Consider the following 15,241-nt stretch of genomic DNA (forward strand, 5'->3'; position numbering starts at 1 on the left):
GCAAGGGACAGCCTCATGGTCCGTCTCCATCGCAACCCCATTCTCAGTATAGGCCGCCCTGCCCCGTGCTGTCGATCCGATCAGCTGCCACACCCGGTGATCCGCGACGACCGGCGGCGCCTCAGTCAGGGCAGACGTGTGCTCCAGTGCCTTCACCGGTGCTGACGGCATCGGCCTTGGCTGGTTGCCATTCCCGGAAGCAAGACGCCGTTCGAGGGCAGCAACCGACCCGGCCAAGGTGTCAATCGCGACTTTAAGGGCGAGCACATCCGCGGCATTGGAAATGGTGGAACTTGGACCGGCCGCAGGCCGTAGAGTCGACTCCGGTCGGCTGTCGCGGGTCTCAGGATGACGGTGAGGACAGGCTCCTGCCGCGTGGCTGGGAGGCGACGGACCAGACGCCAAGCAATCCAGAGGACACCCCGGCTAAAAGGAGGAACAGGGTCGGAAAGAGGTTGGCAAACATTGGGGCCTGTGCCCTTCCACGGACGGCAATTAGCTTCAGGCAACGCGACGTGGGGTGTGGCGTTCCTTTGATCCGGCGCAGAGCGCTCACCAGTCAGCCCCTGTAGGCACAATCAGCAAACACACGCTCTTCAGGGTGCCCTTGTGAGACTGATGTGTGATCAACCAAGGCAATGTTTCGCGTCCGGCGTTTGTTACCACAGAAGGGTGGGTGAACTCCCCTATCCTCCCCTATTCAGTTTCCCGTTCTCCCGGGGTCAGACACTCATCATAGCCGGCCCGGCGACCGTGCTGATTGGTTCAACGACGCTTCCTTGGCAAGAGGCGAAGCCACAATCGCAACTGGACCTTTCCGCGTGAAGCTGTAAAGAACACCCGCAACAAAGGACAGAGTAACCAGTATCGATCCGCGATGGAGTGGCTACTCCCAACGCTTTGTGGAGTAGAGCCGTTGTGCCTTCCAGCGGAGTGACAGAACGCATTGAGCTGCGTGGCCATCACAGCACGAGCTATGTTGAACGCGACATCATACATTTTGAGGGACGTCTATGACGTGCAACATTCTTTTCCTGCACCAGAACTTTCCCGGTCAGTATAAACTTCTCTCGCGTGAAATCGGCAGCCGCGAAGGGTTCAAGGTAGTTGCCCTTGGACAGAAGGCACCATTTGGCATCGACTTCAGCCCGGTCAGCTATGAAGCCTATAGCTCCGGCCCGGATCTCTCGTCCGACCTTTTTCCCCCACTCACGTTTTTCTCCGAACAGGTTCGCCGAGGCGATGTAGTTCGCTGGCGGCTGCAGGACCTAAAGCGGCGCGGCTTCACCCCGGATGTATGCTTCGCCCATCCGGGATGGGGCGAGGCGCTGTTCGTGAAGGAAGTGTTTCCGCAGACGAAGCTGATCTCCTACCTTGAGTACTACTACCGCAGCCAAGGCAGTGATCTGGATTTCGACCGCGAGTTCCAGTCGCCCTCCGTAGATATGCAGTATGTCTCCCTGCGCAATCTGCCCACCCTGCAGGCTTCTGCCTTGTCAGACGCCCTCGTGTCGCCGACCCATTGGCAAGCTGGATCGTTCCCATCTCCTTTATCAGAGCGAATCAACGTCATTCACGAGGGGATCGATACGGATGTAGCAAAGCCGGGTCCGGCTCGTCCGTTGACGGTTTCGAGCGGCACGATTCAGCCGGGGCAAACCCTAATCACCTATTCTGTCCGCTCCTTGGAGCCCTATCGCGGCTTTCATTCGTTCATGCGCGCGCTCCCCCGGCTTCAAGCGCTGCTGCCCGACGCGCACGTGGCGATCGTTGGCAAGGAGCCAACAAGCTATGGGCGCAATCCCGGTCAGGGTCGGACCTGGAAGCAGGTGATGGTGGAGGAAGTCGGATCCCAGGTTAACTGGGAGCGTGTCCATTTTCTGGGCACTCTGCCCTATGACGGCTTGATCAATCTGTTCCGTCTGTCGACGGCCCATGTGTACCTGACCTACCCGTTCATCTTGTCCTGGTCCCTGCTGGACGCGATGGCCAGCGGCTGCGCTATCGTCGGATCAGCGACGGGTCCGGTCATGGAAGTGATCCATGATGGACACAACGGCGTTCTCGCCGATTTTTTCGACACAGAGGCGCTGGCCGAACGGATTGCTTCCGTGTGCACGGACCGGGATCTACGGCAGCGGCTGTCGGAGAATGCGCGCCGGACGGTGCTCGAACGGTATGACTTCAACACAATCTGCCGGCCAGCCTACGAGCGCCTAATGAATGAGGCGCTCGCGCTGTAATGCATAAGGTCCCCAGAGTGGAGCCCTCCCGTCTCACCGGGCTTTTGTGCGCGCCTTGGCGCCTGCAGCGGGAGCCTCACCGGCTTCAGACGGAGGGCGGTTGCCTTTGACGGCGTCGAGGCAATCGGCATAGGCGTCGAGAAGCCAGTCGCGGTCAAAGACGACCCCTGTCTCGCGCGACTGCGCCTGTTCGAGTTGCGCAAGATAGCGCAGGAGCGCGAAGGCCACGACCTCCGGACTATCCCCTTGCAAATTTACCGGACGGCTGCTCGCTTCACCGCGCGACTGATCGGCCGTTTGTCCCGTACGCCCCGTTGCCATTGCTGTCTCCTACTGTTCTTTAAGAGCGAAATCATAGATCTGGAATACTGGATCCAGGAAATAGGCCAAGATCGTGCGCTTGCCCGTCTCGATCGAAACCTGCGCCGGCATGCCCGGCGTCAGCTCGACTTGAGCCTCCTCGATATCCTTCGGATCAACCCTGACGACACCCTTATAGTAGGTGCGGTTGGTGGTCCTATCGTCAAAGCGATCGGCGGATACTTTTTCCAGCGTCCCTGGGATCGCCTTATGATACCGCTGGCGGTAAGGCAAGAGATGGATGCTGGCGCTCTGCCCCGGGCGTACGCGATTGACATCCGTAGGGCTGATTTCCACGGCGAGGACCATAGGATCATCCTTGGGGACGATTTCGAGTGCGGTCTGCCCAGGAACGAGCGTCGCCCCCGGTCCGAAGACCGACAGTCCATACACATAGCCGCTTTCCGGCGCCACAAGCACGGCTTGACCCAGCCGCCATTGCGCTGATTGCAAGCGCGGCTCGATTTCGGCCAGCCGGGCGTCATTCTCAGCGCCGTCCCGTGCAATGGTTTCCAGGCGATCCTTGTTCAGCTGCTGCATCTGAATTTCAGCTGCGCGGATCTTGTCCTCCTCGGCCGTGATAGAGCCGGATATTGAGGAAAGATCCCCTCGTAACCCAGCAGCCGACCGGTCCAGGGTCAGCACTCTGGGGCGAGCGATGAGGCCTTTCGCGACAAGCGGCTGCAGCGACGCCAACTCGTCTTCGATGCTCTTCAACTGGACTTGCAACGCACTAGCCCGCCCCCGCAACGCGCTGATCTGGCGGCGTCCACCCTCGATCTGCTGCGTTAGGAGGCTGATCTGGCCCAAGTAGGCGGCTCTCCGTGCTGACAGGAGTGCAGCTTCCTGCTGAAACAGCATTTGGACCTGGGGATCAGCTTTCCGGTCACGCAACGACTCAGGAAACGCCAGCTCGGCCGCGTCAGCCCGTTCCGCCTGAAGGCGCGCCGTCCGTAGCAGGGCTGCGGCGCGACTGCTGCTCAGGACTGTTGCCTCGGCCTTCGCATCGGCGAGTTCGAGCTGCAGGAGCTTCTGTCCCTTTTCAACGAGCTGTCCCTCACGCACGAACACGACGCCAATCTCGCCTCCAGTGGGGTGTTGGATTGCCTTGCGGTTTCCCTCGACGGCCACTTTTCCCGACGAGATAGCCGCGCTGGCCACCGACATGGTTGACGACCAGAAGGCGACTCCCGCTACTAGGGCGAGAGCCGCAACCCCGCCGAACAACACAGGTCCGGATGCCGCGTCCTTGAGCGGGGAAGCAGGAGGCGCTTCGCTCGAAATCTGATTAATCACGGGCCTGTCCCACCTTCTTGACGATTGTTGGCCGACCAAGCTGATTGAACACCTCTGTCGTGGACCCGAAGCTGACCAGCATTCCTTCCTTCAGCACAGCAGCATGGTCGAGATGCATAACCAGATTGGGCCGATGCGTGATCAGGATCACGGTGGTTCCCCGCTCTTTCAGGTCATGCATACAGGCAATCAGTGCCTCTTCGCCAGGTCCGTCTAGATTGGAGTTCGGCTCGTCCAGAATCACGAGAGCCGGATTGCCGATGATGGCGCGGGCAAGGGCAATCAACTGGCGCTGGCCTCCGGATAGGACAGAGCTGTCGCTCAAAGGAGTCTCATAGCCTTTTGAGAGACGCAGGATCACGTCATGCACGCGGGCCCGCTTCGCTGCGTCAATGATGTCCTCATCGGAGAACATTCCGAAGCGGCCGATGTTTTCGGCGACCGTTCCAGGCAGCAGGCTGATGCTCTGCGGCAGGTACCCGACGAATTGGCCGAACTCGTGATTGCTCCATTGGTCGAGTTCCGCACCGTCAATCCGGACGGCGCCGGCGGTCGGCCGCAGGCCTCCCATCAGAATCCGCGCAAGTGTCGTCTTGCCTGACCCGTTCAGCCCAACCAAGCCCAGGCTTTCGCCAGCGCGCACGCCGAAGCTGATCCGCTTCAGGACTGGCCGATCGGAGCCCGGCGGCACGAACGTGACGTCCTGGCAGGTCAGGCTCCCGGTGGGGCGCGGCAGGTGCATGGTGGTGGCGGGCTCAGGCGACTGCTTGAGAGCCGTATCGATCCGCCGCATGGCCTCCTTGACCGGATGGTAGTCCTCCCATGCCGCAATCAGCTGGTCGATTGGCTTCATGGCATAGCTGAAGACAAGAATCGCTGCGAACACCAGCCCGGCTGAGATACCACCGTTGATAACCTGCACTGCGCCGACAGCCAAGATGGCGCCCTGCATGAGGATGCGGGCTGCGCTGAGGAAGGAGGAGAACGCCACGCCTCGTCCGCTGGCAATCAACTGCTCCTGAACCGCCTTGTTGCGCTCGCCCCGCCATCGGCTGACAACGGCGCTCAGCATCCCGAGGCCGACCACGGCCTCGGCCGAGCGGGTCGCCGCGTCACCAAACACGTGCGAGGCATTGCCCACCACGTTCGCCCTGATCAAGGCCTGTTTGGTGAGAATGGAATTGGCGATCGTGGCGGCCGCCGAGATCGCAATGCAGATTCCTGCCGCGACTCCGATGGCTGGATCGAGGAGAAAGAGGATACCGAGGAAAAGAAAACCCCAAGGCATCTCCAGAGCCGCCAGAGCCCCCTTGCCGGTGATGAACTGGCGGAAGTAGTCCAGATCACGGAGCAGTTGCGCATGCGCAGGACCAGTGCCACGCGCCGATTGCCGGATCACGATGGTGAACAGCCGGTCGGCCAAACGTCGCTCGATCCGGGCCGACGCCCGAATAAGAAGCGTACCGCGCACCCATTGGAAAACGCCCTTGGCACAAACGGCAATGGTAAGACCGACCACGAGTGCGACGAGGGTTTCCCAGCTCTGCGACCCAATCACCCGATCCATGACCTGGAACATGAAGATCGGATAGGCCAACAGGAGAAGGTTGACGCCCGACTCGAAGCAAAGCGCGAACAAGAAATGCTGCCGGCACGCTTTGAGCGCAGCGGCGACATCACGATCCTGATGGGGGTGCATGCGATGAGTGCTCATAATGTGGTGTTTAAGCAAAATTGATTAAGTGTAGCTTGACTCAGCCAGTCGTGCGCCCGGTGGGCCGACGCAGCCGCCGCTTTGCAGCAGAAGATGATTTTCTCAACATTTGCAAGCTGAGCCAATCCAGTTTCGCGTCGAAGTCATCAGGACGGTCTGATGTCCCGCTCGACACAAAACCGCCGTCGCGCTCGACCTGCACCTCTCCTATCGTGCTTCGGCCGCCAATCGCTTGGCCTAAGAGAAACCCTTCCAGAGTATAGAATTGCGGCGTGTCGTCCGCTTTTGGTTGGTGGTTTGACAACAGGGCTGCAAAGACGATGTGCGCGGACAGATCGGCATTGGCTGCTTCAATAAGCAGATCGGGAAGCGACACTGATGAGACGTCGTGCCGCGGCAGGCTGGCATCATTCGTGGCACCCACGAACAGAGCCGATTTCTTACCCTGCAGCGTGGTGAGAATCCGCGCAAGCGAATCGCTGCCGCGGGGTACAACACCCGCGCGACAGAACACCTGGGGCTTTGGGTTCTCAGCGGCTTGCTGCGCCACCTGAGCCTCTGTGGTTCGGGGGCTGTAGCAGGTGAGTCGGAGAGGCAGCCCGTAGATGCGGCTCCAGACCTGTGCGTTGGTCTCAAGGGCCGACCACAGGCGCGGATCAAAAAGGCAAAGATGGACAATAAACGGTGTGTCACGCGACGTGAGTGACAGCGCAAGGACAGTGCGGTGCAGAGCGTCGAGATCGTGTCGGACGAACACAACGACGTCGGCACTAGCCTGTGGCGCCTCGGCACCGAGGTCCAGACGGTGCAGCAGGCTTGGCACCACATCAGAACTCGCCGTTGCCAAGGGATGCAGGACCGTCGGGAGCGTTGCAGCGCTCACCTGTGCCAAGGGGGCGAAGTCACGGGCCAGGGCAGCATTGCGAGGATCATTGGCTGTGACCTCACGAACCCAGACAGCATGCGAGCGTCCAGCGTAACTCCATGACAGTTTCACGCAACCCAAGTCAGTATGTGGCGCGGGCGCTTTGACAATGACCTGCTGCTGCCACACACGGGCTTCGCCATCCACCTCACGCGCAACAATGTCGAGTGCCAGCGGCTCCGTTGCTCCAAAGGACTCAAGACGCAGGTTGCTGGCGCCGACATCGGCATCCGCAATGCGCAGGAAGACGGCCACCTCCCGCGAGGGCAAGCGCACGACCCGAACGACCTCGATCGTGGTCACGTCTGAGGGCACAACAGCGTGTTGCCGGCACAGACTGGCGGCCCAGGCCTGAAGCTCCGGCGAGGGCTGTTCGACCAAAGTGTGCAAAGCCTCCACCAGGTCGAGCGCATCGGCTCCGAGCCCCACGGGCGAGAGTCCGGATCGTGAGGATGGCAGGTTGAGCTGAAGCCGAACGAGAGCGTCGGATAGCTCCAGATACAGAGGTGATCCGGCCGCGCCTTCAAGCCATAGCACCAGCCGGCCGTCGCCCTGGTGGAGCACCTGCCCCGCCGCACGCCGCAGCCCGTCTGCGGTTACCGTGTAAGCACCAACGGGGCTGCCGTCGTGCTCCGCGTGAAGATCAAGGAGGTATCCCTCAGGGAAGGCGGCGATCAGATGGCCCGGCGCTTGCCAAGCACTAATAAAGGCGAGATAGCGCTCCAGGACGGGCGCGGGTCCACTTGCCTGCGTGAAGCGACTGGCCACAAGGCCGAGCGCCCGCCGGGTCTCAACATTGTCCCAACGCGCAAGCCGTGTCACCGCCCGACGGACGGAGTCTTGTCCCTCTTTCGAGGTGACGTGCAGTTCACACTCGGATCCGTCGCGAAGGTTCATCCCGTCGAGCAGCAAAACTTCCAAGTTTTGGCCCGGCCGAATCAGCTTTTTTCGCTCGACGACGGACATGGCAACGCTGGCCGCCTGCACACCGGTTAAAGTGGCGTTCTCCAGCTGAGAACACCACACGAAGGCGGCATTGCCCGACCAGGGGATCACAAAAAGCGGAAGAGCTTCCGGCTCTTGCGAGACCGGAAGCTCCCCCTTGTTAGGAATAACAGACATCAGAAGTGGAAGAAGGAACTGTTGACATCGTCCGGATCGTAGCCCACCAGCTTGAACTTGGTGCCGTCGCTCTTCACGGTGACGATCGTGTTGCCCGAACCGTCGCTCTTCAGCGACAGGCTGCTGAGCTTGTTCGCCGCGGTGGCCGAGAGGTCGATGACATCCTCGCCTGCCTTGAAGTCGGCAATCGTGTCGATGTCGCTCTTCGGACCGTTGTCGATCTCGAAGGTGTCACGACCCGTGCCGCCCAGGAGACGATCAGAGCCCGTGCCACCAAACAGCGTATCGTCACCGTCGAGGCCAAGCAGCGTGTCGTTGCCCGAACCGCCGAAGAGCTGGTCGTCACCGACCATGCCGCTCAGGGAGTCATTGCCGCTGTCGCCGTAGAGACGATCGTTGCCTTCATCGCCGAAGAGACGATCGTTGCCGCTGCCGCCATACAGGCTGTCAGCATCATCGCCACCGTAAAGGCTGTCGTTGCCGGAGCTGCCATAGAGCTTGTCACGGCCAGCGCCGCCCTTCAGCAGATCATTGCCGCTCTCGCCGTAGAGACGATCATTGCCGGCATCACCGTAGAGGCGATCGCTGTCCTTGCCGCCATACAGCTTGTCATCGGCCTCGCCGCCGTAAAGCGTGTCGCGACCCGAGTCGCCTTTCAGCAGGTCGTTGCCCGCACCACCCTTCAGCAGGTCACTGTCATCGCCACCATACAAGGAGTCGTTGCCAGCATCACCGAAGAGGCTGTCGCGACCATCCTCACCGAAGATCGAATCGCGTCCGTCGCCGCCTGCAGCAACGTCATTGCCACGGCCGGCCTTAATGGAGTTGTTGCCATCGTTGCCGGCGATCAGGTCACCCGAGGTGCTGCCCGTGACTTTAGCGTTGGACTCGCCGGTCAGGTTCACGCCACGAAAGCCAGTGCCGCTGATGCTGATCGAGCTGCTGGTCTCAACCACATCGAAGCCCTTGGGAGAACCCGATAGCTTTGCGAGCTTGTCGCCGCTGCCGAGCTTCACGTAGTCGGACGCATTCGTGCCCTTCACCGTGTCCTTGGACGAACCGCTGAAGTCACGGAAACGCACCGCGTCGTCGCGAAGATTGCTCGGAATACCTTTAAGAAAATAACTATACGACTCCGGCGAGACGTGACCGTCCCACACACTTCCCATACTTGCCATGAATACCCCCAAAGAAGAGCGGTTTCGCCCATTCTGGTCGTTTCTCTCGAGATTTCTTTTCTATGCCATGCGGCTAAAAAAGGCTGTAACAGATTCACCACAGACGGGCCATAATTTTCCTCGGCGGAGTTAATTTTTCTGGATTAATCCCTTTTGGCTATGGCGGCCTAGTCCATTTGGGCGGGCTATTGCGAGCATAGGGTGAGTGGGTTCTCAAAGCTGTCTAAAATGAGTCGCGGCGGCACGACTTCGGGAGGTGCGACCATCCTAACGGGAGTGACTGAGGAGGATTGGGAGTCGATGCTACAGGAGTTTGGGCCCGTGCTTCCCACGAGGCGCCTACGGCGGCGGTGACTGCCGCTTTCTTGAGGCTCCTCACTATCTCACGGTCCACAACATCACCTGCCTCAAGGGCTTGGGGACCGGACCGGGGGCCGAAGGTCCATCTGGCGCCTGGGTCGGGGGCGTGTTCAAGGCCTTCCTTGGTTCTTTGGCGATGAGCGACACCCCTCATCTGGTGCATATGTTCGACTCGACCATTGTGCTGGCGCACGTCTCGGCCGCGGACGAACATGGGGTAAGGCTCATCGGCGCTGGGTCCCTCGTGTGGCGACTTCTCGGCCAAAATCCACGCAATGCCGGAGGAGATGGCGATCCGTTGGGCTTTTGCCTGGCGGGTGGAGAGGTCGGCGACAGGCCTTACTTCGAAATCCAGCTCGACTCTGGGTAAGAGATCACGCGTCGAGCAGCCGTGGCAGACAAGGGCTATGACGCCGAGGCCGGCAGGCAGGCTGCTCGCTGCCCTGGCATATGCCCACCGAATGACGACCAGGGTGAAGCCGGAGTTCTTCCCGCGGACGCTCTACCGTCGGTGAGCTTGCATCGAGCAGACAATGGGCAAAATGAAACGGGCGCGTTGCTTTACGTTGTGAGAAGACGGATGAGAACTACGGCACTTTCGTCACGCTGAATCTGAGCCTCATCTTCATCAAAAGCCGCCACACTGCCTAGTGCGTTTTACTTCAGTGAGCGGCGCGGCGGAATTTGCACTGAAGATGGAGCTGGCGCTCAGAGTCAGCGGTCAGCTCCAACGTGGTGCAGGCGCCACCCCACTTGGTGAGTCAGTTGGCACCCGCCCGGCCTCAATCAAATCAGAGCTCGTGCGTCTGAAGCTGTGCCAGCAGCATACGGCCGTACTTCGTTTTAGAAAGCTTGGTCGCCACCTCTTCGAAGCTCCACCGGTCGATCCAGCCCTGCCGATAGGCGATCTCCTCAGGCGAGGCGATCAGCTGACCCTGACGCGACTGGAGCACGCGAACGAACTCACCGGCTTCCAGAAGCGATTCGTGGGTACCGGCATCGAGCCAGGTGTACCCACGTCCCAGGCGTTCCACATAAAGATTTCCCTGGTTCAGGTAAGCGTTGTTGAGGTCGGTGATTTCGAGCTCACCGCGATGCGAGGGCTTGATGCTCTTGGCGATCTCGACTGCCTGCTCGTCGTAGAAATACAGGCCGATCACTGCCCAATGCGATTGCGGAACAGCAGGCTTCTCCTCGATAGAGGTGGCCCGGCCATCCCGATCGAAGGCCACGATGCCATAGCGCTCAGGATCGTCGACGCGATAACCGAAGACAGTGGCGCCCTCCCGCCGTTGATCCGCTTGCTGCAGCACCTCAGTCAAGCCATGGCCGTAGATAAGATTGTCGCCGAGCACCAGGCAGGACGGATGACCGCGTACGAAGTCTTCACCAATGATGAAAGCCTGTGCCAGACCATCAGGGCTCGGCTGCACTGCGTATTCGAGGCGAACGCCCCATTGCTTGCCGGTACCCAGAAGCTTCTTGAACGATGCCTGATCTTCAGGTGTCGTGATGATCAGAATATCCTTGATCCCCGCCAGCATCAGCGACGTGAGCGGGTAGTAGATCATCGGCTTGTCGTAGATCGGCAGCATCTGCTTTGAGGTCGACAGCGTCAGGGGGTGCAGCCGCGTGCCGGAGCCGCCTGCGAGGATAATGCCTTTTCGGTTCATAATAATCTCGTCTGACAATGTTGGGGGTGAATTAAGGTGTTGTGCCGAGCGGCGCCAAGAGCTGCTCGACGGCGTGATCGACGGCATCGGCCCATGGGCGTGCCGTGTAGCCGAAGGTTTCGCTGAACCGGCTTGAGTCCAGCTCGGAATTGGCCGGACGTTGCGCCGGGGTGGGGTATTCGTCGGTGCGAATGGGCAGCACAGGAACAAAGCGTCCCGTGAACGGCTGTTGCGCGGCGACAATACGTTGGGCGAAGCCGTGCCACGTGGTGGCGCCCGATCCAGCAAAGTGATAGGTGCCGAACACCGCCCTGCCCTTACCGAGAGCCTGAGCCACAGCCAACAATGCCTCGGCAAGGTCCGCGGTGGATGTGGGGCAGCCCCTTTGATCGGCGACGATGCGTAACTCCTCGCGCTCACCGGCCAATCTCAGGATTGTCTTCAGGAAATTGGCGCCATAGACTCCATAGACCCAAGATGTTCGCACAATCACGTGCTCAGACAGGATCTCACGGATGGCGTGCTCGCCCGCCGCCTTGCTGCGGCCGTAGACGCCGAGGGGGGCGATCGGGTCGCTCTCGCGGTAGGTGCCCGGCTGCGATCCGTCGAAGACATAGTCGGTCGACACGTGGATGAGGGGAAGCCCCGCGGCAGCGCAAGCCTTCGCCAGCACCCCGGGTCCAGTGGCATTGGCCTGCATGGCCTCCGCTGGCTCCGCCTCAGCCCGGTCAACCTTGGTATAGGCGCCGGCATTGATGATGACGCTAGGCCTGGCTTCGGCCAGAGCGTTCTCAACCTGGGACGGGTTGGCGATATCCACCTGTGCTCGTGTGAGCCCGCGCAGCGCTAGACCGCGCTGGCGTGCCAGCGCGGCAAGCTCCTGCCCGAGTTGACCGCCGCTGCCAAAGACCAGAATTATGCTACCTGCCCCAGCCGCTCGCCGCGGTAGACGCCGGAACGGATGCGCTCCCACCAGGGGCGGTTCTCCAGATACCAGCGCACAGTCTTGGCGAGACCCGTCTCGAACGTCTCCTGCGGCGCCCAGCCGAGGTCCCGACCAATCTTGGCCGGATCGATCGCATAGCGCTGGTCATGGCCGGGCCGGTCGCGCACGAAGGTGATCAGATTTTGCCGTGCCCCGATCTTCGCATCGGGGGCGACCTCATCGAGGATAGTGCAGATGGCCTGCACCACCTCCAGATTGGTCTTTTCGTTGTGGCCGCCCACATTGTAGCTTTCGCCGACCTGGCCCGTGAGGGCAATCAGGGCCAAGGCCCGGGCGTGGTCCTCAACGTAGAGCCAATCGCGCACATTCGAGCCGTCGCCATAAACCGGCAGGGGCTTGCCTTCGAGGGCGTTGAGAATGACGAGCGGGATCAGCTTCTCTGGGAAGTGATAGGGCCCGTAGTTGTTGGAGCAGTTGCTCACCACCACAGGCAGGCCAAACGTGTGATGCCAGGCGCGCACCAGATGGTCGGAGGCTGCCTTGGAGGCCGAGTACGGCGAGCGCGGATCATAAGCCGTGCTCTCTGTGAAATAGCCCTCGCGGCCGAGAGAACCGAACACCTCATCGGTGGAGATGTGGTGGAAGCGAAAGGCTTCCTTGTCTTGGCCTGAAAGGCCCTGCCAGTGGGCGAGCGCCGCCTGCAGCAGGGTGTAGGTGCCGACCACGTTGGTCTGGATGAACTCGCCGGGTCCGTCGATAGAGCGGTCGACATGGCTCTCGGCAGCCAGGTGCATGACGATGTCGGGGCGATAGGAGGCGAACACCTCCCGCATTGTGGCGGCGTCCAGAATGTCCGCTTGGACGAAGCTGTAACGCGAGTGGCTCACGATGGGCTGAAGCGAGTCCAGGTTACCGGCATAGGTGAGCTTATCGAGCACGAGCACCGAATGCTCGGTGTCGTTGATGAGGTGGCGGGCGACAGCCGAGCCGATGAAGCCAGCGCCGCCGGTAACCAGGATCCGCTTGGAAGGTGTGCTTGGAGCCATGGGATAATCCTTGAGGTGCCGGTGTTAGGCTGCGGCTGATGTTTGATGGACGTGGAAGGGAGAGATGAAACCGGCAAAGGCCGGTTGCTTCTTGTCCTTGTCGGACAGGATGGCGTCTTCGGCCGCAATCGGCCAGCTGATGCCAATCGTCGGGTCATCCCAGGCCAAGCCCGCGTCACAGGCCGGCGCATAGAAGCCGTCGACTTTGTAGGCAACCTCGGTGTTCGGCTCCAGGGTGCAGTAGCCATGGGCGAAGCCGTGCGGCACGAAGAGCTGCTCGCCGCCATTAGCGGTCAGCGTCTCCCCCACCCAGTGGCCATAGGTCGGTGAGCCGAGGCGAAGATCGACCGCGACATCGAAGATACTGCCGCGCAGAACGCGCACGAGCTTCGCCTGCGGCTCAGGCGGGCGCTGAAAATGGAGCCCGCGCAAGGTCCCCTTCTGGGCCGAAAAGGCCTGATTGTCCTGCATGAAAGTTATGCCGCCGAGGGCATCCGAGAACGTACGCGTGCTGTAGGTTTCCGAGAACCAGCCCCGCTCGTCGCCAAAGCGGCGCGGAATAACCAGGACAACAGCCGGAATGCGTGTAGGTCTGACAATAAGATTTGACATCAATAAACTCGTTCTTTGTCACACCGTCGCGCCTGTGGCGCAATGCCCCGGCGTGTATTCGAATTATTTCTTCACCGCTTGAATCAGTGCGTCCAAGGTATCGCGCAACTGCTCGGCAAAGCGCACATCAAAGCGAAGGCGCGCCGCGATAACATACTGGGTGTCCACGCCGCCGCCCGGAACCGGGTCCTGATGCCAGGTGCCCAACACCAGGTTCGACACTGGGCCTGGCGAAGCGGTCAGGACGGTGTCAACGAACACAATCGGTGCATTGCCGGTGTCGAGGATCTCAGGAGATGATCCATCCTGCTTGGGGGCGGCCCGGAAACGAACGTCTTGAACCATGGTTGGGGATCCTTGTGAACATTAAGGTGATTAAGAACGGAGTGATTTAAGCCTCGGCTCGGACAGCGGCCGGCTGCCAGCGCGCAGGCAGAAGCAGGGTGTCATAAAGCGTCCGGTGGCGGGCAAAATGAATGTCGTCCGCGTTTGATCGGGCGGTGGCCAGGTCGTTGAGGTGCTGAGCGTTGGGCCTGGTCTGTTGCCGGACAACCGTTCGCATCACTTCGGCCAGGGCTCCAGGACTGCGGGCGGGGAACAGCAGATCGGTGCTCCGGTCGATTTTCTCGGCCATGCCGCCGATATTGGCACAGATCATGGGGCGCCCAGCCATCCGGGCCTCCTGGATCACGACTGGGGAGTTCTCCCACCAGATCGACGGCACCACGATCCAGTCGCATGCCGCCATCAGGTCACTGACCTCCTCGTTGCGGTAGCTGCCCATGAGGCGCACCACATCCTTGGTGTCGGCCAGAAGCTCCTCGACGCGCTTGCCAAACTCCGTCTCGCGATAATGCCTGTTCTCGCCGTGAATCCGGATCTCGATCCGCTTCCGGAGGGTGTCCGGCAGGGCCGACGCCGCCTGCAGGAGGATATCGACCCCCTTGAACGGGTTGATCTGGCCGAAAAAGCCGAACACGATGGCCCTCGCCTCCTCGTCGTTCGAGACGATGGGCTCTTCTTGGACAGGGAGAGCGGCCCGGGCGCGACCGCGCGCGATCACCTCGGCATCGAGAAGGTTTTCGATCACGTGGGTTTTGGCATCCGGCAGACCCCAGGCGACGTAGCGCTCTTTCAGAAAGGCGCTCGGCGCAATGAAGGCATCGACATGGTCGAACATCGACTGCAGGATGGTGTTGCGCACGAAGAACTTGCCCGCCGACCGGGCGGGAAAGCACAGCCCGCACTCGGCGGGCGACGCGGCGTGGCACAGACGCCCGTCCACCTTGATCATCTGGCCATAGTTCGCGCAGACGGCGGCAAATTCGTGGATGGTGAACACCACCCGCACACCGGCCTGCTTGAACAACTCGAAGATTTCGACGCCCCAGAAGATGAAGTGGTGAACATGCACCACATCGGGCTTGATGGCGCTGATCAGCTCGTTCACGAGCTGCTTCAGAACATCAAAGCCGAGGCTCTGGAACGTGAACCCATCCACAGGTGGTGGCGCCGCCAGGATCTCGTCCTGGCGGCCGCGGAAGCTGCCGAACAGCGCACTGTGGCCAATGGCCTGGTGCTCAGCCCGGGCCACGAACACGACGTCGTCTACGGCAGGGTCCTGCTTCAGGCGCTGGAACAGGGAGTAGGCGGCCCGCTCCGCTCCGCCGGTGCTCAGCTCGGGATGCCCGTGCGAGAGGATCATGATGCGCATAGTGGTGGTCTCGGTTCTAGGGGCCGGTCTGGCGAAACGGGGAATAGTGCGT

13 protein-coding genes are annotated in these 15,241 nt (G+C 61.0%); 2 read left to right on the forward strand and 11 right to left on the reverse strand.

Annotated elements, in window-relative coordinates:
- The first annotated feature begins 1,013 nt into the window (after positions 1-1,013).
- Positions 1,014-2,243, forward strand: coding sequence for a glycosyltransferase (locus tag JKG68_RS20245; protein WP_202063142.1), 1,230 nt, complete (start codon positions 1,014-1,016; stop codon positions 2,241-2,243).
- A 33-nt stretch (positions 2,244-2,276) separates the two neighbouring features.
- Here JKG68_RS20245 and JKG68_RS20250 read toward each other — a convergent pair whose 3' ends face one another.
- The 5 genes from JKG68_RS20250 to JKG68_RS20270 are packed head-to-tail and all read right to left on the reverse strand — an operon-like array spanning position 2,277 to position 8,838.
- Entirely contained in the window at positions 2,277-2,564 is a 288-nt protein-coding gene (locus JKG68_RS20250; protein ID WP_202063144.1) for a hypothetical protein, read from the reverse strand.
- Between the two features lie 9 nt (positions 2,565-2,573).
- Positions 2,574-3,899 (reverse strand): HlyD family type I secretion periplasmic adaptor subunit, encoded by a 1,326-nt coding sequence (locus JKG68_RS20255; RefSeq protein WP_202063146.1) that lies wholly within the window; start codon positions 3,897-3,899, stop codon positions 2,574-2,576.
- A complete protein-coding gene (locus JKG68_RS20260; RefSeq protein ID WP_202063148.1) occupies positions 3,892-5,598 on the reverse strand; it encodes a type I secretion system permease/ATPase in 1,707 nt (568 codons plus the stop codon). The genes JKG68_RS20255 and JKG68_RS20260 overlap by 8 nt, the downstream gene beginning before the upstream one ends.
- A gap of 55 nt (positions 5,599-5,653) precedes the next feature.
- Entirely contained in the window at positions 5,654-7,660 is a 2,007-nt protein-coding gene (locus JKG68_RS20265) for a hypothetical protein (RefSeq protein WP_202063150.1), read from the reverse strand.
- Positions 7,660-8,838 (reverse strand): calcium-binding protein, encoded by a 1,179-nt coding sequence (locus JKG68_RS20270; RefSeq protein WP_202063152.1) that lies wholly within the window; start codon positions 8,836-8,838, stop codon positions 7,660-7,662. The genes JKG68_RS20265 and JKG68_RS20270 overlap by 1 nt, the downstream gene beginning before the upstream one ends.
- Positions 8,839-9,151: 313 nt before the next feature.
- On the opposite strand from JKG68_RS20270, the gene JKG68_RS32975 reads away from it, so the two are divergent.
- Complete coding sequence (locus JKG68_RS32975) at positions 9,152-9,568, forward strand: hypothetical protein (protein ID WP_210346399.1); 417 nt, start codon at positions 9,152-9,154, stop codon at positions 9,566-9,568.
- Between the two features lie 421 nt (positions 9,569-9,989).
- On the opposite strand, the gene rfbA is transcribed toward JKG68_RS32975, so the two are convergent.
- The 6 genes from rfbA to JKG68_RS20305 all read right to left on the reverse strand — a co-directional run bounded on the left by rfbA (position 9,990) and on the right by JKG68_RS20305 (position 15,189).
- Positions 9,990-10,871 (reverse strand): glucose-1-phosphate thymidylyltransferase RfbA, encoded by an 882-nt coding sequence (gene rfbA, locus JKG68_RS20280; RefSeq protein ID WP_202063203.1) that lies wholly within the window; start codon positions 10,869-10,871, stop codon positions 9,990-9,992.
- Positions 10,872-10,902: 31 nt separating this feature from the next.
- On the reverse strand, positions 10,903-11,844 hold the full coding sequence (gene rfbD, locus JKG68_RS20285; RefSeq protein WP_312890892.1) for a dTDP-4-dehydrorhamnose reductase: 942 nt from the start codon (positions 11,842-11,844) through the stop codon (positions 10,903-10,905).
- Positions 11,787-12,863, reverse strand: a complete 1,077-nt coding sequence (gene rfbB, locus JKG68_RS20290; protein WP_202063156.1) for a dTDP-glucose 4,6-dehydratase — start codon at positions 12,861-12,863, stop codon at positions 11,787-11,789. Before rfbB ends, rfbD begins: the two co-directional genes overlap by 58 nt.
- 24 nt (positions 12,864-12,887) lie before the next feature.
- Positions 12,888-13,475 (reverse strand): dTDP-4-dehydrorhamnose 3,5-epimerase, encoded by a 588-nt coding sequence (rfbC, locus tag JKG68_RS20295; RefSeq protein ID WP_202063158.1) that lies wholly within the window; start codon positions 13,473-13,475, stop codon positions 12,888-12,890.
- Between the two features lie 63 nt (positions 13,476-13,538).
- Positions 13,539-13,820: a hypothetical protein gene (locus tag JKG68_RS20300; RefSeq protein WP_202063160.1), complete on the reverse strand. Its 282-nt coding sequence runs from the start codon at positions 13,818-13,820 to the stop codon at positions 13,539-13,541.
- A 46-nt stretch (positions 13,821-13,866) separates the two neighbouring features.
- Entirely contained in the window at positions 13,867-15,189 is a 1,323-nt protein-coding gene (locus tag JKG68_RS20305) for a glycosyltransferase family 4 protein (protein ID WP_202063162.1), read from the reverse strand.
- Between the last annotated feature and the right edge of the window lie 52 nt (positions 15,190-15,241).

The organism is Microvirga aerilata (genome assembly GCF_016743775.1).
GTDB classification, from domain to species: Bacteria; Pseudomonadota; Alphaproteobacteria; order Rhizobiales; family Beijerinckiaceae; genus Microvirga; species Microvirga aerilata.